Annotated in this window: 14 protein-coding genes; 5 read left to right on the top strand and 9 right to left on the bottom strand. The window is 62.5% G+C overall.

Annotation, left to right across the window (positions count from 1 at the left end; all coding sequences use genetic code 11):
* Positions 1-48: 48 nt before the first annotated feature.
* A complete protein-coding gene (locus CAF74_RS17875; protein WP_007956575.1) occupies positions 49-942 on the top strand; it encodes a LysR family transcriptional regulator in 894 nt (297 codons plus the stop codon).
* 142 nt (positions 943-1,084) lie between these two features.
* Positions 1,085-1,213 carry a PA1414 family protein gene (locus CAF74_RS29420; RefSeq protein WP_003184145.1) on the top strand — a complete coding sequence of 43 codons (129 nt, stop codon included), beginning with the start codon at positions 1,085-1,087 and terminating at the stop codon, positions 1,211-1,213.
* A 94-nt stretch (positions 1,214-1,307) separates the two neighbouring features.
* Here the strand turns inward: CAF74_RS29420 and CAF74_RS17870 are convergent, their stop codons facing one another.
* The 6 genes from CAF74_RS17870 to speB form a co-directional block, all read right to left on the bottom strand.
* Complete coding sequence (locus CAF74_RS17870; protein ID WP_007956577.1) at positions 1,308-1,556, bottom strand: hypothetical protein; 249 nt, start codon at positions 1,554-1,556, stop codon at positions 1,308-1,310.
* 43 nt (positions 1,557-1,599) lie between these two features.
* Positions 1,600-2,325: an MBL fold metallo-hydrolase gene (locus CAF74_RS17865; protein ID WP_085747170.1), complete on the bottom strand. Its 726-nt coding sequence runs from the start codon at positions 2,323-2,325 to the stop codon at positions 1,600-1,602.
* Between the two features lie 84 nt (positions 2,326-2,409).
* The gene (locus CAF74_RS17860; RefSeq protein ID WP_085747169.1) at positions 2,410-3,789 is read right to left on the bottom strand and encodes a sodium:solute symporter; all 1,380 of its coding nucleotides are present in this window, start codon (positions 3,787-3,789) and stop codon (positions 2,410-2,412) included.
* 79 nt (positions 3,790-3,868) lie between these two features.
* The gene (locus CAF74_RS17855) at positions 3,869-5,380 is read right to left on the bottom strand and encodes a cytosine permease (protein ID WP_085747168.1); all 1,512 of its coding nucleotides are present in this window, start codon (positions 5,378-5,380) and stop codon (positions 3,869-3,871) included.
* 55 nt (positions 5,381-5,435) lie between these two features.
* Entirely contained in the window at positions 5,436-5,858 is a 423-nt protein-coding gene (locus tag CAF74_RS17850; RefSeq protein ID WP_011332982.1) for a nuclear transport factor 2 family protein, read from the bottom strand.
* Between the two features lie 10 nt (positions 5,859-5,868).
* Positions 5,869-6,819, bottom strand: coding sequence for an agmatinase (speB, locus tag CAF74_RS17845; RefSeq protein ID WP_007956591.1), 951 nt, complete (start codon positions 6,817-6,819; stop codon positions 5,869-5,871).
* Positions 6,820-7,113: 294 nt separating this feature from the next.
* Here speB and CAF74_RS17840 point away from each other — a divergent pair, with 294 nt between their 5' ends.
* Positions 7,114-8,007, top strand: a complete 894-nt coding sequence (locus CAF74_RS17840; RefSeq protein ID WP_085747167.1) for a LysR family transcriptional regulator — start codon at positions 7,114-7,116, stop codon at positions 8,005-8,007.
* Between the two features lie 4 nt (positions 8,008-8,011).
* Complete coding sequence (locus tag CAF74_RS17835; protein WP_085747166.1) at positions 8,012-8,605, top strand: tRNA-uridine aminocarboxypropyltransferase; 594 nt, start codon at positions 8,012-8,014, stop codon at positions 8,603-8,605.
* A 72-nt stretch (positions 8,606-8,677) separates the two neighbouring features.
* On the opposite strand, the gene CAF74_RS17830 is transcribed toward CAF74_RS17835, so the two are convergent.
* The 3 genes from CAF74_RS17830 to CAF74_RS17820 form a co-directional block, all read right to left on the bottom strand.
* A complete protein-coding gene (locus CAF74_RS17830; protein WP_085747165.1) occupies positions 8,678-10,039 on the bottom strand; it encodes an HlyD family type I secretion periplasmic adaptor subunit in 1,362 nt (453 codons plus the stop codon).
* A gap of 10 nt (positions 10,040-10,049) precedes the next feature.
* Positions 10,050-12,209: a type I secretion system permease/ATPase gene (locus CAF74_RS17825; RefSeq protein ID WP_085747164.1), complete on the bottom strand. Its 2,160-nt coding sequence runs from the start codon at positions 12,207-12,209 to the stop codon at positions 10,050-10,052.
* 165 nt (positions 12,210-12,374) lie between these two features.
* Positions 12,375-13,733 carry a TolC family outer membrane protein gene (locus CAF74_RS17820; protein WP_064383226.1) on the bottom strand — a complete coding sequence of 453 codons (1,359 nt, stop codon included), beginning with the start codon at positions 13,731-13,733 and terminating at the stop codon, positions 12,375-12,377.
* Positions 13,734-14,264: 531 nt separating this feature from the next.
* Here CAF74_RS17820 and CAF74_RS17815 point away from each other — a divergent pair.
* Positions 14,265-22,919, top strand: coding sequence for a retention module-containing protein (locus CAF74_RS17815; protein ID WP_085747163.1), 8,655 nt, complete (start codon positions 14,265-14,267; stop codon positions 22,917-22,919).
* The last annotated feature ends 37 nt before the right edge of the window (positions 22,920-22,956 follow it).

Genomic DNA, 22,956 nt, shown 5'->3' with positions numbered 1-22,956 from the left:
TTAAAATTGAATAATAGTGAGTAACTTGTTCTGTTCAGGAGAAAGGTTGTGGAGTTCAGCCAATTGCGGATCTTCCAGGCCGTGGCAGAGGAGGGCTCGATCACCCGCGCCGCCGAACGTTTGCACCGCGTGCCGTCGAACCTGTCGACCCGGCTCAAACAGCTGGAGGAGCAACTGGGTGTCGAACTGTTCGTCCGTGAGCGTCAGCGTTTGCAGTTGTCGCCTGCGGGAAAAGTCCTGCTGGACTACACCGGCAAACTGTTCGCCCTTCGCGATCAGGCGAGTGCAGCGGTGATGGGCGGGCAACCGGCGGGGGATTTCGTGCTCGGCACGCTGTACAGCACCGCCGCGATCCATTTGCCGGCACTGCTGGCGCGGTATCACAAGCAATATCCAGCGGTGAATCTTCAGGTGCAGTCCGGGCCCAGTGGTGAACTGCTTGAAGGCCTGCTCACCGGTCGCCTCGATGCGGCGCTGGTGGACGGCCCGCCGCAACTGGCCGGGATCGACGGTGTGCCGCTGTGCAACGAACGGCTGGTGCTGATCAGCGAGGCCGATCACCCGCCGATACGCAGCGCCAGGGATGTCGAAGGTCGGGCGGTATTCACCTTTCGCCATGGCTGCGCCTATCGTGCGCGGCTGGAAGCGTGGTTTGCCCACTATCAGGCGGCGATGGGGAGGGCGATGGAGATCGAGTCCTATCAGGGCATGCTTGCCTGCGTGATTGCCGGCAGTGGTGTGGCGCTGATGTCGGAGTCGATGCTCGCCAGCCTGCCGGGGCGCGAAAGCGTGGCGGTGCACCCGCTGGCCGAGCCTTTTGCCAGTGCGACAACATGGCTCATGTGGCGCCGGGGCATGGTCGGTGCCAACCTCAACGCGTGGATTGAACAGCAGCAGGCGCTCTATCCCGTGGCTGGCGAGGACGTGCGGGAAACGGCTTGAACGAACGGTCAGGGATTTGGATCAATTCAGTAACAGATCATTGCGGATTTGGCCGAGCATTGCGTAGGACTTCGGACTATTATCAGTGCGAAGCGGCCTCAGAATTCCGGACGCTCAGCACCACCCTGAAGGGGGCATGACGATGAAAGAGAAAATTCAAAACTGGCTGCACGATTTGGGTGTTGCCCTCGGCTTGATCGAACCGCCTCTGCAACCGGTCCCGATTCGCACCGATGACGAACAGCGTCGGCGTCAGCCACGTCGGCGGTAATGCCCCGCTTTGAAGGATCAAAGGATTTAAACGACAAAAGATCGCACCCGGCTGTCGCTCCATTGGAGTGGCGGGCGGGTGCGATCTTTTGTTTTCAGTGACGCCCGATTTCCATCAGAAACCGGCTCAGGTCATTCGCGGTCTTCGCGGTCTTGAGCATCCGGTCCTCTTCGGCGGTGAAGGCCGTCAGGCCGAATTCATCTTCCAGATGGAAGATCAGATCCTCGATATCCGCTTTTTCCAGCCCCAGCTGCGCGAGGCTGGTGTTGTCGTCGAATTCACGATTTTCCAGCAGGCGCAGGATGAACCGGTGCACGGCAGCACGCACGGCAGCTCTTCTCATGGCAGATCTTTGTGTTGTTAGTCTGACTGAAGTACAGCAGGCCTCAGGCGTGGCGGCGCAACCATTCGTCAATCATCCCGTGCAGATGCTCTGCGGAAAAACTGCCGAAGTGACCGCCATGCACGGTGCGAATCTTCAGAGCCTGTAAGCGGCGCAGGCTGGCGGCGTAGTCGTCGAGGTTGGAATGGTAGGCGTCTTCGATCAACGGCCCGTCGTAAATGATGTCGCCGCTGAACAGGGTTTCGCTGGCCGCTTCGTAGAGGCTGATCCCGCCCGGTGAATGGCCCGGCGTGTGCAGCACCTGCAACGCGCGGTTGCCCAGGTCCAGCACATCGCCGTCCTCGACAAACCCGGTGGCGGGCGCTGCCTTGACCCGGTATTCGGCGTAGCACAGCGGGCAATCCGGGTGCGCTTCGAACATGTCGTCGCCGACGAAGGCCCGGCTCAGATCGTTCTCGCCATCCGGCGCCGCCAGAATGTCCGCTTCGGCCGGATGCACCAGCCGTTCGGCAAATTCGTGGTGCCCGGCGATGTGGTCGAAATGGCAATGACTGGCCACCGCCACTAGCGGCCGTTCGGTCAGCCACGGCAGCTGTTCGCGCAGGCTGACCAGCCCGGAACCGCTGTCGAGCAGCAGATCCTTGTCCCGCCCCTGAACGTGCCACAGGTTGCAGCGATAGAACGGGCGGATGAACGGCTCGTGAATCAGCCGAATGCCGTCGCTCAGGGTTTGCACTTCGAACCACTGATCGCGAGAAACAATCTTCATCAAGCATTTTCTCCAGACGAAAAAAACGGGTGTGGCAACCGACGCCACACCCGCCGAAGAAAGCATCAAGTCGTTATAGCGAGCTTAGACCGCGCTGGCCACCGGGGCAGGGCGACGGGAAAACAGGCTGACCACCACAAAACTCACCAGACCCACAGCCAGGCTGTAGTAGATCGGCGTGTTGGCATCCAGACCATCCTTGAACATGAACAGCAGGGCGGTGGCGAAACCCAGGCCCATGCTGGCGATGGCGCCGGCAGTGGTCGCGCGTTTCCAGAAGATCGCACCGATCAGCGGGATCAGCATGCCGCCTACCAACAGGTTGTACGCGAGGGTCAGGGCGCTGATCACGTCGTTCACAACCAGAGCAATACCCAGCACCACGACACCGGTCAGCAGGGTGAACAGACGGTTCACACCCAGGCTCGACTGTTTGCCGCCACGCAGTTTCGGCAGCAGGTCTTCGGTCAGGGTGGTGGCAGCGGCGAGCAGGCCGGCGCTGGCGGTGGACATCATCGCGGCCAGGGCTGCGGCGATCACCAGACCCCGGATGCCGTCCGGCAGCGACAGTTTGACGATCGCGGCAAAGGCGTTGTTGACGTTGTCCAGATTCGGGATCAGCACATGTGCAGCCATGCCGATCAAGGCACAGGCCAGACCGTAGAGGATGCAGTAGATGCCCGCGAAGCTACCGGCGTACTGAGCGACTTTTTCGTTCTTGACGGTGAACACCCGTTGCCAGATGTCCTGACCGATCAGGATGCCGAAGAAGTAGATCATGAAGTAGGTGATGATCGTGTCCCAGCCGATGGTGGTGAAGCTGAAGGCAGTGGCCGGCAGTTTCAGCACCAGTTCATCCCAGCCGCCGACGCGGTACAGGCAGATTGGCAGGAGGATGAACATCAGGCCGACGGTTTTGATGATGAACTGGACGATGTCGGTCAGGGTCAGCGACCACATGCCGCCGATGGCCGAGTAGATCACCACCACGCCACCGCCGAGCAGTACCGAGATCCAGAACGGCAGGCCGAACAGCACTTGCAGCACGGTGCCGATGGCGAGGATCGAGGTCACGCCGATCATCAGCGCGTAGGCCAGCATGATTGCCGCGCTGGCCGAGCGGGCCATCGGGTTGTAGCGTTTTTCCAGGACCTGGGTAACGGTGTAGATCTTCAGTTTCAGCAGCGGCTTGGCCAGGAACAGGTTCAGCGCCACGATGCCGCAACCCAGTGCCGCGCACAGCCAGAAACCGGAAATGCCGTGCACGTAGCCCAGGCGGACGGTACCGACGGTGGACGCGCCACCGAGAACGGTCGCGGCCATGGTGCCCATGTACAGGCTCGGGCCGAGGTTACGCCCGGCGACCAGGAAGTCCTCGTTGGTCTTGGCCTTGCGCATGCCGAAGTAGCCGAGCAAGAGCATGCCGGCGGCGTAGATGAGGACGACGAATAAATCCAAAGCCATGATGGCGTGTCTCCGATTGTCTTTTTTATGGGGTGGAACACTGTGGGAGAAGGCTGACCCCCACAGGCGATTCGTTTATTCAGGCAGCCTGACGCAGCGCCGCTTCAGCCGGCGCATGCGCGCCTTTGCTGCGGGGATCCTTCGGGCCGTAGACCAGCGCCGGTTCCGGGAACAGGCTCAGCAGCATCAGGTACATCACCGACGCCAGACCGAGGGTCACCAGCAGGCTGATGTCGATGCCGCCGGCCAGTTCACCCAGCGGGCCGACGAACTGCCCCGGCAGGTTGACGAAGCACAGGCCGACCGCCGCGCTCGGGATCCACGCGCCCAGGCCACGCCAGTTCCAGCCGTGGCTGAACCAGTAGCGTCCGCCTTGCTCGCCGCGCGTGAACACTTGCAGGTCGTCCGGGCAGTAGAAGCCGCGACGTACCACCAGGCCGATGATCATGATCACCATCCAAGGGGTGGTGCAGGTGATGATCAGCACGGCGAAGGTCGACACGCTCTGCACCAGGTTCGCCGCAAAGCGCCCGATGAAGATGAAGGCAATCGACAGCACACCGATCAGGAGCGTCGCCTTGACCCGCGACAGCAGGCGCGGGAACACGCTGGACATGTCCAGCCCGGTGCCATACAGCGATGTGGTGCCGGTGGACATGCCGCCGATCACCGCAATCAGGCACACCGGCAGGAAGAACCAGCTCGGCGACACCGCGAGCAGACCGCCTACGTAATTGTTGGCCGCGATGTAGTCCGGCGCCTGGATCGCGACGATGGTCGCGGTGGTCAGGCCGAACAGGAACGGGATGAAGGTGGCGATCTGCGAGAGCACCACCGCCGCCATGATCCGCTTGCGCGAGGTCTCACGCGGGATGTAGCGGGCCCAGTCGCCGAGGAACGCGCCGAAGGAAATCGGGTTGCTCATGGCCACCAGCGCGGCGCCGATGAACGCGGCCCAGAAGCCCGGCTGGCCGAGGCTGACGGTGCCGGCGTAGTGCGAATCGAAGGGACCGGCGAAGGCAAAGATGCCCAGCAGGAACAGCAGGCTCGCGCTCCACACCGCGACCTTGTTCACCCACAGCAGGAAGCGGAAGCCGTAGATGCACACGGTCAACACCAGAATCGCGAACAGACCGTAGGCCAGGCCCAGGGTCAGGTCGGTTTCCGGCAGGCCGATCAGGCGTTTCGCACCACCGATCAGCGCATCTCCGGAACTCCACACCGAGAGCGAGAAGAAGGCGATGGCGGTCAGCAGCGACAGGAACGAACCGACGATGCGCCCGTGCACGCCGAAGTGCGCACCGGACGACACGGCATTGTTGGTGCCGTTGAGCGGACCGAACAGGCCCATCGGTGCGAGGATCAGCGAGCCAAGCAGCACGCCCGAGACAATCGCCCAGACGCCCGCCTGGAAGGACAGGCCGAACAGCACCGGGAAACTGCCGAGCACGGCGGTGGCAAAGGTATTCGCGCCGCCAAAGATCATGCGGAACAAGTCCACGGGACCGGCGGTGCGTTCGTTGTCCGGGATCTGTTCGACCCCGTGGGTTTCAATCTGCGTAAGGCTTTGGTCTTTGTTGTTGTTATTCATGATCTGCTCCGATCATAAAGGCGCGCTCATCGTGCGTGAGCGTCACCTGTCTTGGCTAAGGGGATGGCAGCCCTTCCGGCATTGCGGACAAATGTTCGTGGCAGGCCAGCCAATGGCCTTGTTGTTCTAGGCTTGACGCTTGTTTCTTGAAAACAATCGTCTCGCGCTCCTGGCTGAAATGTTGCTCCCCTTGCATGCGCAGCTCGGTGGCCACGTCATGGATGAAAATCGCCACGTCACCCTGCAGGCTGACGAAGGCGTTGCTCGAGGTGCAGGACAACACCTCGAAGCCATCCTCGGCGCGCCAGCTGTCCCACAACGCCTGATAGGCATCGCGCGACAGCAGGGGCTGTTCGAGGGTGTAGAACACGAAGCTGGCATCGGCGCTGAACGCGCCGAAGTAGGCTTCGCGATCGTTGCGGGCGAAGGCGGACACCAGATCGGCGGCCGCTTTCAGAACCTGATCACGTTCGTTCATGACCCGACCCTCAGCGGTGGACGACGCCCGGCAGTACGCAGAGCATTTCGTACAGCAGGTTGGCGGCCAGCAGCGAGGTGTTGCCGGTGGTGTCATAAGCGGGCGAGACTTCTACCAGATCGCAGCCGATCAGGTCGAGGCCCTGGCAGCCGCGAACGATTTCAATCGCCTGAATGGTCGTCAGACCACCGATTTCCGGGGTGCCGGTGCCAGGCGCCCACGCCGGGTCGATGCCGTCGATGTCGAAGCTCAGGTACACCGGGCCGCCACCGACTTTCTCGCGCACTTCGGCCATCAGCGGTTCCAGCGACTTGTGCCAGCACTCTTCGGCCTGCACCACGCGGAAGCCCTGATCGCGGCTCCAGTTGAAGTCGTCAGCGGTGTAACCCTGCGCACGCAGACCAATCTGCACCACGCGGTCGCAGTCCAGAAGGCCTTCTTCGACGGCGCGACGGAAGGTCGTACCGTGGGCGATCTTCTCGCCGAACATGTGATCGTTGACGTCAGCGTGGGCATCGATGTGTACCAGACCGACCTTGCCGTGCTTTTTGTGGATCGCACGCAGGATCGGCAGGGTGATGGTGTGGTCGCCACCCAGGGTCATCGGGATCACGTTGTGCTCGAGGATGTTGTCGTAGGCTTCTTCGATGATGCGCACGGCGTCGAGCAGGTTGAAGGTGTTGATCGCCACGTCACCGATGTCGGCAACCGACAGCGAGTCGAACGGCGCAGCGCCGGTGGCCATGTTGTACGGGCGGATCATCACCGATTCGGTGCGGATGTCGCGCGGCCCGAAGCGGGTGCCGGGGCGCAGCGAAGTACCGATGTCCAGTGGCACGCCAACGAAGGCAGCGTCCAGGCCGGCAGCGGTCGGTACATGGGGGAGTCGGAGCATGGTGGCGATGCCGCCGAAGCGCGGCATTTCGTTGCCGCCCAGTGGTTGGTGAAGAATCTTGTCCACGGGTAGGGCCTCATCGTCTTTGTTTTATTTATGTCGGCGCACCGTATTCGCAAGGGGCACGGGCACCGCTGTGGGCCGATTCTGCGAAATGTAGTGGGGCGGAAGAATCGCTACGGGCAAATACTTAGTTCAGAAATTTCTAAACTAATGCCAGACTTCCCCTACGTGCTCGTTCCCACGCTCTGCGTGGGAATGCATCCACGGACGCTCCGCGTCCAGCCGTAATCGCAGGTGACGCAGAGCGTCACGGGCGGCATTCCCACGCAGAGCGTGGGAACGATCCTTGGAGTAGACATGGCCAACGCTTTACCCGACCTGAAACTGTTGCGCATCTTCGTCAGCGTCGTGCGCCATCAGGGGTTTGCCAACGCGCAGCAGGAACTCAACCTGTCGACCTCGGCGATCAGCACCTACATGAGTCAGCTCGAAGCCGCGCTCGGTCTGGTGCTGTGCCATCGCGGGCGCGGTGGTTTCAGCCTGACCAGCAAGGGCGAACTGTTCCACCAGGAAACCCTGCGTCTGCTGGCCGAACTCGAAGGTTTCGAGCAATACGCAGCAGCGCTCAAGGGCGAATTGCGCGGCACGCTCAACCTCGGGGTGATCGACTCGACGGTCAGCGACAAGGCCCTGCCGTTCGCCGAAGCCATCGGCGCCTACAGCCAGGAACACCCGGCGGTGCATTTGCATCTGTCGGTGATGAGCCCTTACGAACTGCAACTCGGCGTGCAGGACAACCGCCTCGATCTGGCCATCGGCGCATTCTCAACGCGCATGAGCGGTCTGGTGTACATGCCGCTGTACCGCGAGCAGCACTGGTTGTACTGCAGCAACCGTCACCCGCTGTTCAACGAACGGCGGATTCCCGAGCGGGTCATCACCCAGCAACGCATGGTCGGACGCGGTTACTGGAGCCAGGCCGAACTGGCGCGCCACGGTTTCAAACACAGCGCCGCGACCGTGGAAAGTATGGAGGCGCAGCTGATTCTGGTGCTGTCCGGCGCCTACATCGGTTATCTGCCGGAGCACTACGCCCAGGCCTGGGCCGACAAAGGTGACCTGCGGGTGCTGCTGCCGGCGACCTTCGGTTATCAGGCACCGTTTTCCATGATCATGCGCCGGGGCCGCAGCCGCGAGCCGCTGATCCAGACTTTCCGCGATCTGCTCAAAGCGCAGCTCAATCAGGCATAAGACAATGTCCAGACCCCAATGCCCGCGCTGCCTGCGCCCACAAACCCATTGCCTTTGCCCGCTGATCCCCAGCCTCGACAGCCGCACCCGGGTGTTGCTGTTGCAGCACCCGAGCGAGGTCAATCACGCGCTCAACACGGCTCGGCTGGCGGCGCTCGGTTTGAACAATGCCGAGCTGATTGTCGGTGAAGTGTTCGAGGATTTGCCCGCGCTGTTGAACCGGCCGGGGTATCGGGCGCGGTTGTTGTTCCCGGCGGACGATGCGCAACCGATGCAGGCTTACGCCGCGTCCGATGAACCGCTGTTGCTGGTGGTGCCGGATGGCACGTGGCGCAAGGCGCGCAAGATGCTGCACCTCAATCCGCTGCTGGCGGCGTTGCCACGGGTGACTTTGGCGGAGGGTGGGGTGTCGCGGTATCGGCTGCGCAAGGCACCGGGGCCGGGGGCGTTGTCGACGATCGAAGCGATTGTTCAGGCGTTGCAGACGCTGGAAGCGCCGGTCTCTTTCGAGCCGTTGCTCAAGCCGTTCGAGGCGTTGATCGAGGGGCAGATTGCGGCGATGGGGGAGGCGACTTTCCAGAAGAATCACGGAGGCTGATCGGACGGGTACTGATCGCCTGATCGTTCCTACGCAGAGCGTGGGAACGATCAACGTGAGAGCGATCAATCACTAGCGTTCGCGCATCGCCTCGGTCCGCGCTTTGAGCACCGGTTTGAGCAGGTAATCCAGCACGCTTTTTTCTCCGGTGATGATGTCCACCGTCGCCACCATCCCCGGAATGATCAGCAGCGGTTTCACATCCCCGCCCAGATGATTTTTGTCGGTACGCACCTGGATCAGGTAGAAGCTGTTGCCTTTGTCGTCGGTGATGGTATCGGCGCCGATCAGCTCAAGTTTGGCGCTGAGCCCGCCGTAGATCGTGTAGTCGTAGGCGCTGAACTTGACCATGGCTTTCTGGCCCGGATGCAGAAACGCCACGTCCTGCGGCCGGACCTTGGCTTCGATCAACAGGTTGTCTTCCAGCGGCACGATTTCCACCATGTCGCTGCCCGGCTGCACCACGCCGCCGATGGTGTTGACCTTCATCTGCTTGATAACCCCGCGTACCGGCGAAGTCACGGTGGTGCGGCTGACGCGGTCGTCGATGGCGATGCTCGACGCGGTGATTTTCGACAGGTCCGTGCGTTTCTCGTTGAGCTCCTTGGCCGCTTCGGAGCGGAAGGTCTGTTCCGATTCGTCGATCTTGCTCTTGATCTCGTTGATCGCCGATTCGGCCCGGGGAATGGCGAGCGTCGTGGCATTCAACGAACCGCGAATTTCCACTGCGCTACGACGCAGGCGGAGAATCTCCACGGGCGAAACCGCGCCGGTTTTCACCAGCGGTTCCGACATGTTCATTTCCTGTTGCAGCAGCGTCAGGCTCGAACTGTATTGCCCCTGTTTCGACCGAAATTCCGCCAGCTCCTGTGCCTTCTGCCGCAGCTGTTCGCTGAGGGTCCGTTGCTCGCTGGCCAGCCGGCGTTGCCGTTGTTCGTACAGCGAGCGCTCGTCCTCGGCGACTTGCGGGGCCTTAGCGATCACCTCGTCCGAGAGCTTGAACGGCCGGCCTTCGGCTTCGGCGGACAAGCGTTCGACCTGCGCGGTCAGGGCATAACGGTCGGCCTCGCTCTCACCCTTGTTCGACAGAAACCGCGTGTCATCCAGCCGCAGCAAGGTGTCGCCCTTGCTGACCATTTGCCCTTCACGGACGAAGATCTCGGTGACGATCCCGCCCTCGAGGTTCTGGATCACCTGGACCTTGCTCGACGGAATCGCCTTGCCTTCGCCCATGGTCACTTCCTGGAGCACCGCGAACTTGGCCCAGACCAGCGCACTGATCAGCAGCGCCGCCGCCAGCCACACGGTGATGCGCGACCAGCGTGGCGAATCCTGCAACGAGGCGCCGGCGGTTTCCGGCATGAATTCGGCTTCGGCGCTTTTACCGAAGCTGTCGAAATAACCGCGGGGTTTTGAAGAGGAAGAAGCAGACATGGGGCAACTCCTAGACCGCTGCCGAGCCGACCCGGCCCTTGCGCAGTGCATCGATGACCGCTTCTTTCGGACCGTCGGCGACGATCCGGCCGTTGTCCAGCACCAGCAACCGGTCCACCAGGCTCAGCATCGAGGTGCGGTGGGTGACCAGCAACAAGGTTTTGCCCTGCACCCAGCCGTGCAGCTTCTGGCGCAGGACGTCTTCGCTGCTGTTGTCCATGGCACTGGTGGGTTCGTCGAGCAGCATGATCGGCGGATCGAGCAACAGCGCCCGCGCCAGCAGCACCGCCTGGCGCTGGCCACCGGAAAGCAGTTGCCCGCGCTCGCCCACCGGCCGGTCGAAGCCTTGCGGATGCTGCCGTGCAAGCTCGGTGACGCCGGTCAGTTCGGCCACTTCAAGCATCCGCGAATCGCTGATATAGCGGGCGCCGAGGGTCAGGTTGTCACGCAGGCTGCCGGCCAGCAGCGGCAAGTCATGGGCGACGTAACCGATCTGCTGGCGCAGGTCGGCGACATCCAGTTGCCGCAGGTCGAGGCCGTCGAGCAGCAACTGGCCTTCTTCCGGTTCGTAGAAGCCCATCACCAGCCGCGCCAGGGTGCTTTTGCCGGAGCCGCTGCGGCCGATGATACCGATCCGCTCGCCGGGTTTGACGCTGAAGCTGACGTTATTCAGGGCCGGCGCGTTCTGGCCGTTGTAGTGGAAGGTCACCGCGTTGGCGTCCAGCGCGCCTTGCAGTTGCGTGCGCTCCAGTGGCCGTTGTTTGCCGTCGCGCTCCTGAGGCAGGGACATCAGCGCGTCGGTGCTTTTCATGGTCAGTTGCGCTTGCTGGTAGCGGGTGATCAGCCCGGCGATCTGGCCCAGCGGCGCGAGCACGCGGCTGCCGAGCATGTAAGTGGCCACCAGTGCGCCGACGCTGAGGTTGCCGGCGATGATGCTGTAGACCCCGGCCACAATCGTTGCCATCCCTGAAAACTGCTGGATGAACAGCGTGCCATTGGTGGCCAGCGCCGAGAGGTTGCGCGCGTGGCTGTCGAGGCGGGTGAGGGCGCCGTGGGTACTTTCCCATTTGTGCTGGCGCTCGCTTTCGGCGCTGCACGCCTTGAGGGTTTCCAGGCCGCCGAGGGTTTCGATCAGCAACGCCTGACGCTCGGCGCCGAGGCTCAGGCTTTTCTGCACGGTGTCGCGCAGACGGGCCTGAATGATCATCGCGAAGACGATCGTGATTGGAAACGCCAGCAGCGGAATCACCACCAGCCAGCCACCGAGCAGGCCGATCACCACCAGCATCAACACCACGAAAGGCAGGTCGATCAAGCTGGTCAGGGTCACGGCGGTGAGAAATTCGCGCAGGCCCTGAAAGTCGTGAATGCTCTGGGCGAATCCGCCGATGGTCGCCGGCCGGGCCTTCATCGACATGCCGGTGATGCGCTCGAATAAAGTCGCGGAAAGGATCACGTCGGTCTTCTTGCCGGCGGTGTCCAGCAGATGCGCACGTACCACCCGCAGCACCAGTTCGAAACCGGTGCCGATCAACAGCCCGATGGCCAGCACCCACAGGGTCGACGTGGCCTGGTTCGGCACCACGCGGTCGTAGGTCTGCATGACAAACAGCGGCACCATCAGGCCCAGCAGGTTGATCAGGAAACTGGCGAGGATCGCGTCGCTGTACAGCCATTTCGACAGTTTCAGGGTGTCGCGAAACCACGCCTGCACCCGTGGCACCAATGGCGAGCGCAGGTCTTCCAGTTCATGCCGTGGCCGGGCGAACAAGGCCTGGCCACTGTAGTGTTCGGTGAGTTCTTCACGGCTGACCCATTGCTCGCCGCCGTCGGCTTCGCTGGGCAGGATCAGCGCCTTGCCGTCTTCGGCAAACCGCCGCAGCACCGCGGTACGCCCGTTGCCCAACAGCAACAGCACCGGCAGGTTCAGCGGTGAAATGTCCTTGAGTTCCCGACGCAACAAGCGCGCCTGCAACCCGGCCCGGGCGGCGGCGCGGGGCAGCAGGTCCAGGCTCAGGCGTTGTTTGTCCAGGGGCAGCCCGGCGCTCAGGCTGGCGCGACTGACCGTCGCGCCATGGAGTTTGCAGAGGATCAACAGACCGTCGAGCAACGGGTCATCGAAGCTCAGCCGCGGATCGATCCCGGTGTTACCGGGTTGCATGCTGGTCATATTGATCGCTCCCCTGGCATTACTTCAGTTGATCGTTCCCACGCTCTGCGTGGGAATGCCTCTAGGGACGCTCCGCGTCCAGTGACGCGGAGCGTCACGGGCTGCATTCCCACGCGGAGCGTGGGAACGATCAGATCACAGCTTTCGGCAGCTCCGGCAGAGTGGTTATTTCAGCTCGGGCAAGCGCGCTTCGTTCTTCACCTCGGTCGCGGCAATCGCATCGGCCGGCAGCACCACGCGCTGCTTGCTCAGCAACTGGCCCATGTTCGCCAGCACGCGGTACATCGAGTATTCCTCGGTGTAGCGGATTTCGGTGTAGCGACGGTTGGCGTTGTACAGCTCGTTTTCACTGTCGAGCACATCGAGCAGGGTGCGCTGGCCGAGGCCGAACTGATCCTGATACGCGGCGCGTACACGCTTGGTGGTTTCAGCGTATTCGCGGGCGGTCGGGGTCTGTTTCTTGGCGTTGAGCATGGCGTTCCACGCCAGGTGAATGTTCTCGTTAAGCTGACGCAGGGCGTTGTTGCGGATGTCCATCGCCTGGTTGATCTGGTGCGCGTCGGAGGCCAGTCGCGCCTTGTCGCTGCCGCCACGGAACAGGTTGTAGTTCATCACTACGCCGACCCGCCATTCGTTGTCGTGGCCTTCGTCACCCTGCACGTTGTTGTTGGCGCCGACGGCGGCTTCGGCATCGAAGCGTGGGTAGAACGGCGACTTGGCGACTTCGTACTGACTCTCGGCCGATTGCACGTCGGCCTGGGCAGATTTCAGGTACGGGTTGTTCTCGACCATGCTCTGCTGGGCTTCAGGCAAGGTGGCGGGCAATTCGCCGCGGGTAGAGGCCGGGGTTTCCAGCTCATCGGGCATACGCCCGACCACGCTGTAGAAGTTCGATTCGGCATCCGCCAGATCGACTTCGGCGGTGTCGAGGTTGTTCTGCGCCAGCGCCTTACGGGCGACCGATTGATCGGAGTCGGCGGTGCTGCCCACGCCACGCTCGGTGCGCAGGCCGATCTGATCGTTGACGCGCAAGTGCGCCTGCAGGTTGTTCTTGGCCAGGGTCACCAGTTCACGGCGCTTGAGCACTTCGAGGTAGACCTCGATGGTGCGCAGGGCCAAATCCTGGGCGGTGCCTTGCGCGTAATAGGCGCGCGAGTTGGAAACGCCCTTGGTGCGTTCGACTTCGTTGGCGGTGTTGAAACCGTCGAACAGCATCTGCCGCAGCCGCAGCTCGGACTGGGTGTAGTTGAGGATTTCGGTGTGGTGGTTACCGAAGGCCCGGGTGTTGGTGTTGTCGCTGTAGCCGCGCCCGTAAGCAGCGTTCAGATCCACCGACGGATAGAAGCCGCCCTTGGCGACCTTCACCTGTTCATCAGCTGACAGGCGCGCGTCCACGCGCGAGGCCAGTTCCGGGTGGGTGGCGATGGTGCTCTGGATCGCTTCGGTGAGGTTCATGGCCTGGGCTTGAGAAGTGCAAGCCATGGCCAGCAAAACCGCGCTGCAGAGGGGGGTTAGTACGCGCATGGGTGCATCTCCCTGAGTCCTGATGGTGTTTCGCTGTCGCCAATTTATTGACGATATTTTTAGTAAAAAGCGTTTCATGCCTGTAACAACAGAGCTAAGAACATCCTGAAGCGTAGCTAAGAAAAAATTTTCATAAGGGTTATGCCAAAAAAAACTTATGCGGTTCGCCAAATCCAGCACATTGTTCCACTCGAAAGCCTTTGTTTTATGCGCTTTAGGGAGTGCAGAAAGGCTTGAGGAAAGTTCCACTCACTTTGCGACATACGGCGAAGTACTGCTAAAGGGGAGGGACGCGTAGCGGCTGATGAGCGACAGTTTTTTGTCACTCGGGTGATTCACCACCGTTACGTAGCGCTAGTGGGCGTGCTGCATCGAACAGAGATTCCAAGTGCCTGATGGCGCTGGCGTTTCTGGATTTGCACAACCTGCGAAACGAACTGTCGAGGTGCGAGCGTCGCCCCGACAACCCGCTTGAGCCATGGGCTGCTTCGCGAACCAGCGCCGACGGTGGTCGGCAGCGGAGGAATGCACATGGCAACGCTCATCGGGATCGTCACTAAAGTCATTGGTCAGGTTTTCGCTCAGTCGGCGGACGGCACTCGTCGCGCACTGGTCGAAGGCGATCGGCTGTTTGCAGGGGATCAATTGATCACCGGGGCGGAGGGGGCGGTTGCCGTTCATCTGCAAAACGGCCAGGAACTGACCCTCGGCCGCGACAGCAGCCTGACCATGACTGGCCAGTTGCTCGCCGATCAGGCGGCTCACGTCAATGCACCGGAAGCGGTGACCCCGAGCGAGTCGCAACTGACCGACGTCGAACAGATCCAGAAAGCCATTGCCGCCGGCGATGACCCGACCCAAACCGCCGAAGCGACGGCGGCTGGTCCTGGCGCCACCGGTGGTGCGCCGGGCGCACTGGGTGGCGGCCACAGTTTCGTGTTGTTGACTGAAGTGGCGGGCCGGGTCGATCCGGTCATCGGTTTCCCCACCGCCGGTTTCAATGGCATTCCCGAGTTTCCCGAAGAACGCCACAACGCGGTGATCGACAACGGTGACGACACCGCGCCGATCGCTCCACCACCACCGCCAGTCAACAATCCGGTAACACTCACCGGGCTGTCTGTTGCCGGTGGTGAATTGAATCTCAACGAAGCCAATCTGCCCGACGGTTCCGCCGCCAACCCTGGCGCGCTGACCCAGACCGGCAGCTTCACGGTGTCGGCACCGGACGGCCTGAGCAGCCTGAGCATCGGCGGCATCAACGTGATTGTCGGCGGCGTGCCGATCGGTTTCCCGCAATCGATCACCACACAACTGGGCAATACCCTGACCATCACCGGCTACAACCCGGCCACCGGTACGGTCAGCTACAGCTACACCCTCAACGGCAACGAAACCCACGCGGCGGGCGACGGTGCCAATAACCTCAGCGAACAATTCACCGTGATCGCCGGCGACAGCAATGGCGACACCGCCACCGGCACGCTGGACGTCAACATCACCGACGACGTGCCGAAAGCGTTCGATGACAACAACGGTACGGCGACGGAGACTCAACTGACGCTGACCGGCAACGTGCTGACCAACGACGTGCAAGGCGCTGACCGCGTACCCGTCGGCGCAAATGCCGGCCCGATCACCCCCGGTACATTCGTCGGGACTTACGGCACCTTGGTGCTGAATGCCAACGGCACCTACACCTACACGCTGAATACCAGTGATGCGGACTTCAAGAATCTGCATGGCGGTGGCAATGGCACCGAGACTTTCACTTACACCCTGACCGATGCCGACGGCGACACCAGCACCGCCAACCTCGTTCTGCAGATTCATAACAACGACGACCCGGTGGTCATCAACGGGTTGAACGTCGAGGGCGGTGAGCTCACCGTTTACGAGAAAAACCTCGGTGACGGCAGCGCCCAGGACTCGGGAGCCCTGACCCAAAGCGGTACTTTCACCATTACCGCGCTGGATGGCGTCACCACGCTGACCATCGGCGGCATCGCCGTGGTCACCAATGGCGTGGCCGCAGGCTTCCCGCAATCGGTGACCACGCCACTGGGCAGCATGCTGACCATCACTGGTTTCAACGCGGCGACTGGCGTTGTCAGCTACAGCTACACCCTGGTCGACAACGAAGCGCATCCGAACGCCAACGGTGCCAACGTGCTCAACGAGCAATTCGCCGTGACCGTAGTCGACGACAACGGCACCACCGCCAACGCGACGCTGGACGTAAACATCGTCGACGACCTGCCAAAAGGCGTGGACGACAGCAACGCCGGCACCGCCTCGGAATCCAACCTCACCTTGAGTGGCAACGTCCTGACCAACGACGTGCAAGGCGCCGACCGCGTACCGACCGGCCCCAACGCCGGCCCGATCACCGCAGGCACCTTCACCGGGACTTACGGCACCCTGGCATTGAACGCCAACGGCACGTACACCTACACCCTCAACACCAACGATGCAGACTTCAAAAACCTGCACGGCGGCGGCAACGGCACTGAAACCTTCACCTACACCATCACCGATGCCGACGGCGATACCAGCACCGCGAACCTCGTGCTGCAGATTCATAACAACGACGACCCTGTGATCATCAACGGGTTGAACGTCGAGGGCGGTGAGCTCACCGTCTACGAGAAAAACCTCGGCGACGGTAGCGCCCCGGACTCGGGAGCCCTGACCCAAAGCGGCACCTTCACCATCACCGCGCTGGACGGCGTTACCACGCTGACCATCGGCGGCATCGCCGTGGTCACCAATGGCGTGGCCGCAGGCTTCCCGCAATCGGTAACCACGCCACTGGGCAGTACGCTGACCATCACCGGCTTCAACGCTGCAACCGGCGTCGTCAGCTACAGCTACACCCTGGTCGACAACGAAGCGCACCCAACTGCCAACGGCGCCAACGTGCTCAACGAGCAATTCGCCGTGACCGTAGTCGACGACAACGGCACCACCGCCAACGCGACACTGGACGTGAACATCGTCGACGACCTGCCAAAAGGCGTGGACGACAGCAATGTGGGCACAGCTTCGGAAACCAACCTCACGCTGAGCGGCAACGTCCTGACCAACGACGTACAAGGCGCCGACCGCGTACCTGTCGGCGAAAACGCCGGCCCGATCACCGCAGGCACTTTCACCGGGACTTACGGCACGCTGGTGCTGAATGCCAACGGCACGTACACCTACACGCTGAATACCAGTGATGCGGACTTCAAGAATCTGCATGGCGGTGGCAATGGCACCGAGACTTTCACTTACACCCTGATCGATGCCGACGGCGACACCAGCACCGCGAACCTCGTGTTGCAGATCCACAACAACGACGATCCTGTGGTCATCAACGGGTTGAACGTCGAGGGTGGTGAACTCACCGTTTACGAGAAAAACCTCGGCGACGGTAGCGCCCCGGATTCTGGAGCACTGACCCAGAGCGGCACCTTCACCATCACCGCGCTGGACGGCGTTACCACGCTGACCATCGGCGGCATTGCCGTGGTCACCAACGGCGTGGCAGCAGGCTTCCCGCAATCGGTGACTACGCCACTGGGCAGCACGCTGACCATTACCGGCTTCAACGCTGCAACCGGCGTCGTCAGCTACAGCTACACCCTGGTCGACAACGAAGCGCACCCGACTGCCAATGGTGCCAACGTGCTCAACGAGCAATTCGCCGTGACCGTAGTCGACGACAACGGCACCACCGCCAACGCGACGCTGGACGTAAACATCGTCGACGACCTGCCAAAAGGCGTGGACGACAGCAACGCCGGCACCGCCTCGGAATCCAACCTCACCTTGAGTGGCAACGTCCTGACCAACGACGTGCAAGGCGCCGACCGCGTACCGACCGGCCCCAACGCCGGCCCGATCACCGCAGGCACCTTCACCGGGACTTACGGCACCCTGGCATTGAACGCCAACGGCACGTACACCTACACCCTCAACACCAACGATGCAGACTTCAAAAACCTGCACGGCGGCGGCAACGGCACTGAAACCTTCACCTACACCATCACCGATGCCGACGGCGATACCAGCACCGCGAACCTCGTGCTGAACATCCACAACAACGACGATCAGGTGTACCTCAACGGCCTCGACGTCAACGGTGGCGAACTCACCGTCTACGAGAAAAACCTCAGCGACGGCACCAGCCCCAACACCCCGGCACTGACCCAGAGCGGCACCTTCACCGTCACTGCCCTCGACGGTCTGCAAACCCTGACCGTGGGCGGCATCGCCGTGATCACCAACGGTGTCGCGGCAGGCTTCCCGCAATCGGCGGTCACCCCGCTGGGCAGCACGCTGACCATCACCGGATACGATCCGGCCACTGGCGTTGTCAGTTACAGCTACACCCTGGTGGATAACGAAACCCATCCGACCGCCAACGGCGCCAACAGCATCACCGAGAACTTCAACGTGGTGGCGACCGACACCGATGGCAGCTCCGCCACCGGGCAGATCAACGTCAACATCATCGACGACCTGCCGACCGCCAAACCCGACGCGACGTCGGTGCAGGAGGGCGGCACCGTCAGCGGCAACGTGCTGGACAACGATATCGGCGGCGCCGACGGCCCGGCTGCTAGTGGCGCGGTAGTGGGCGTGCGCGCCGGTTCCGACACCTCGACCTCGGCCATCGGCGGCCTCAACAGCAACATCAACGGCACCTACGGCTACCTGACCCTCGACGCCAACGGCAACGCGGTCTATCACAGCAACCCGAATGCCGTGAGTGGCCCGGGTGCGGTGGATGTGTTCGTGTACACCGTGCGCGATTCCGACGGCGATGAAAGCACCACCACCATCACCATCGACGTCTACAACAGCAAACTGTGCGCGGTCAGCGACACCGATGTCACCGTCTACGAAAAAGCCCTCGATCTGACCAAGGACGGCCAGGATCTGGCTCCTGGCACGGTCACCGGCAGCGATCCGACCAGCACCGGGGAAACCGCGTCCGGCACGCTGGTCGGCTCGGTCACCGGCGCGGTCGGTGCGATCAGCTACGCGCTGGTCGGCAGTGCCACCGGCAACTACGGGCAGATCGTGCTCAACCCCAACGGCACGTACACCTACACCCTGACCTCACCGGCCAGTACCACCCCGCACGCCGACGACGGCGCCAACACCCTGACCGAAACCTTCACCTACCAGGCCACCGATTCGCTGGGCAACGTCGTCACCAGCACCCTCGTGGTCAGCATCGTCGATGACGTGCCGAAGGCGATCAACGACAGCAACGCCGGCACCGCGTCGGAAACCCAGTTGACCCTCAACGGCAACGTGCTGACCAACGACGTGCAAGGCGCCGACGTGGTGGCGACCGGGCCGAATGCCGGCCCGATCACTCCCGGCACCTTCACCGGCACTTACGGCACCCTGGTGCTGAACGCCAACGGCACGTACACCTACACGCTGAACACCAACGATGCAGACTTCAAAAACCTGCACGGCGGTGGCAACGGCACCGAGACCTTCACCTACACCCTGACCGATGCCGACGGCGACACCAGCACCGCCAACCTGGTGCTGAACATCCACAACAACGACGATCCGGTGGTCCTCAACGGCCTCGACGTGTATGGCGGCGAGCTGACTGTCTATGAGAAAAACCTCAGCGACGGCACCAGCCCCGATACCCCGGCACTGACCCAGAGCGGCACCTTCACCGTCACCGCGCTCGACGGTCTGCAAACCCTGACCGTGGGCGGCATCGCCGTGATGACCAACGGCGTCGCGGCCGGCTTCCCGCAGTCGACCGTCACCCCGCTGGGCAGCACGCTGACCATCACCGGTTACAACCCGGCAACCGGCGTGGTCAGTTACAGCTACACCCTGGTGGATAACGAAACCCACCCGAATGCCAACGGCGCCAACAGCATCACCGAGAACTTCAACGTGGTGGCGACGGACACCGATGGCAGCACTGCGACCGGGCAGATCAACGTCAACATCATCGATGACCTGCCGACCGCCAAGGCCGACACCGGCTCGGTGGCGGAGGGCGGCACGGTCAACATCAGCGTGCTGGGCAATGACGTCAGTGGCGCGGATGGCGCGGCGATCGTGGTCGGCGTGCGCGCCGGCGGCAATACCGCGACCTCGGCCATCGGCGGCCTCAACAGCAACATCAACGGTAACTACGGTTACCTGACTCTCGATGCGGCCGGCAACGCGGTCTATCACAGCAACCCGAACTCGGTGAGCCCGCCGGGCGCTACCGACACCTTCACTTACACCATCCGCGACAGTGACGGCGACGAAAGCACCACCACCATCACCGTCAACGTCGCTGACAGCAAACTCGTGGCCTCGACCGATCAGGACGTGACCGTCTACGAAAAAGCCCTCGACCTGACCAAGGACGGACAAGACCTGGCCCCCGGCACAGTCACCGGCAGCGACCCGGGCAGCACCGGCGAAACCGCGACCGGCACGCTGGTCGGTTCGGTCAGCGGCGGCAGCGGGGCGATCACCTATACCCTGGTCGGCAGCGCCACCGGGACTTACGGGCAGATCCAGCTCAACGCCGACGGCACCTACACCTACACCCTGACCTCGGCGCCGAAAACCACGCCGAACGCCAACGACGGGCCGAACACCCTGAGCGAAAGCTTCACCTACAAAGCCACCGATGCGCTGGGCAACAGCACCACCAGCACCATCGTGGTCAACATCGTCGACGACGTGCCAAAAGCGGTAGCGTCGGAGCGTTCGGTGGCGGCGGTGGAGATCGACTCCAACATCCTCATCGTCCTCGATATCTCCGGCAGCATGGCCGACGCTTCTGGCGTACCGGGTCTGTCGCGGTTGGAACTGGCGAAGCAGGCGATCAGCGCCTTGCTCGACAAGTACGACGATCTGGGCGATGTGAAAGTGCAGCTCGTCACCTTCAGCAGCAACGCCACCGACCGCACTTCGGTGTGGGTCGATGTCGCCACGGCCAAGACGATTCTGGCCGGCCTCAGCGCGGGCGGCGGTACCAACTACGATGCGGCCGTGGCGACCATGTACAACGCGTTCAACACCTCGGGCAAACTCACCGGGGCGCAAAACGTCGGCTACTTCTTCTCCGACGGCAAACCCAACGAGGGTGACATCGGCACCGCCGACGAAGCGACGCTCAAGGCGTTCCTCGATGCCAACAACATCAAGAACTACGCGATCGGCCTGGGCAGCGGCGTGAGCAACGCCAACCTCGATCCGCTGGCGTACGACGGCATCACGCACACCAACACCAACGCGGTGGTGGTCACCGACCTCAACCAGCTCAACTCGGTGCTGTCCGGCACCGTCGAAGGAGCGCCGGTCACCGGTTCGTTGATCGGCGAGGGCGGCACGTTCGGCGCCGATGGCGGGTTCATCAAATCCATCGTGGTCGACGGCACCACCTACACCTATGACCCGAAAGCCAACGGCGGTCAGGGTTCACTGGTCGCCAGCGGCGGCGCCAACCACGGCACGTTCAACACGGTGAACAACACCCTGAGCATTGCCACCAACAACAGCGGCACCCTGGTGGTCAACCTCGACACCGGCGACTACAGCTACACCTCGCAGAAAACCACCGCCGTAGTGATCACCGAGAACATCGGCTTCACCCTCAGCGACAACGACGGCGATCTCGCCAGCTCGACGCTGACCGTGAAAGTGATCCCCAACGCGCCTCCGGTGGCGGCGGACGACCACATCATCACCAACGTGCTGTCGGGCAACATCGTGGTGCCGGGCGAACTGCTGCTGGCCAACGATACCGACCCGAATGGCGATACGCTCAACGCCACGCCAACCTCGTTCAACACCGGCTGGATCTCCAAATCGGCAGACTTCACCGGCACCGGCGCGATCAGCTTCACCGGCACCAACGCCAACACCGCCGCCAACCAGAACTTGGCCAACGTGCGTAACTCGTTCAGCGCCAACGCTGCGACCATGACCGCCGTGCTGGTGGTCAGCGGCTACCTCGGCGCGGTGACCAACACAAACGCCAACGATGAAGACCGCATCACCGTCAACCTGCGCCAGGGCGAAACCCTCAACCTGGACCACAACCTGGCGGCCGGTCACATCACCATGGAGTACTCGATCAACGGCGGCGCCTGGATCGCCCTCGCGGATGGCCAGACCCTGACCGCGACGTCCGATGGGGTCTACCAGATCCACATCACCAACATCACCAACACCACGGGCAGCAACGCCAACGCGGCGGAAAACTACCAGCTGACCATGACCCTCAACTACGCCGGGGCCCACGACATCACCCCGGACTATCACGGCACCTACACTGCCAACGACAACCACGGCGGCAGCGACACGGCGAACGTGACCATCAGCTATCAGGACGGCCACACCCTCACCGGCACCTCGGGCGATGACGTGCTGGTGGCCGGCACCGGCGACAACATCATCAACGCCGGCGACGGCAACGATGTGTTGACCGCAGGCTCCGGCAACAACGAACTGCACGGTGGTGCCGGCAACGACTTGCTCTACAGCGGCCCGGGCAACGACCTGCTCGACGGCGGAACCGGCATCGACACCGCCAGCTATGCCCACGCCACCGCCGGGGTGACGGTCAACCTCGGCCTGCTCGGTGCGCAAAACACCGTCGGCGCGGGCACCGATACCCTGACCGGCATCGAAAACCTCGTCGGTTCGAACTTCAACGACACGCTCACCGGCGACAACAATAACAACGTGATCAACGGCGGCCTGGGCAACGACATCCTCAACGGCGGCGGGGGTGATGACCTGCTGATCGGCGGAATGGGCAACAACACCCTGACCGGCGGGCCGGGTGCCGACACCTTTCAGTGGCTCAAGGGCAACAGCGGTCACGACCTTGTCACCGACTTCACCCCCGGCACCGACAAGCTCGACCTGTCGCAACTGCTGCAAGGTGAAAACGGCACGTCGGCCTCACTGGATGACTACCTGCACTTCACCGTCACCGGCAGCGGTGCCTCGGTCATGACCAGCATCGACGTCAGCGCCATGGCCGGCGCCACGCCGAACCAGACCATCGACCTGGCCGGCGTCAACCTGGCCAGCCACTACGGTGTGACGCCGGGGGCGGGTGGTTTGATTGCCAGTGGGCATGACACGGCGACGATCATCAACGGGATGTTGAATGATCATTCGTTGAAGGTGGATACGGTGTAAGCCGGAGCTGAAACGACAAAACCCGCCGCCCCGAGTA

It is taken from the genome of Pseudomonas sp. R45(2017) (genome assembly GCF_002112305.1).
GTDB classification, from domain to species: Bacteria; Pseudomonadota; Gammaproteobacteria; order Pseudomonadales; family Pseudomonadaceae; genus Aquipseudomonas; species Aquipseudomonas paraglycinae.
The sequence above is the reverse complement of the archived record's forward strand: the minus strand, read 5'-3'. Positions and strand labels throughout refer to the sequence as shown.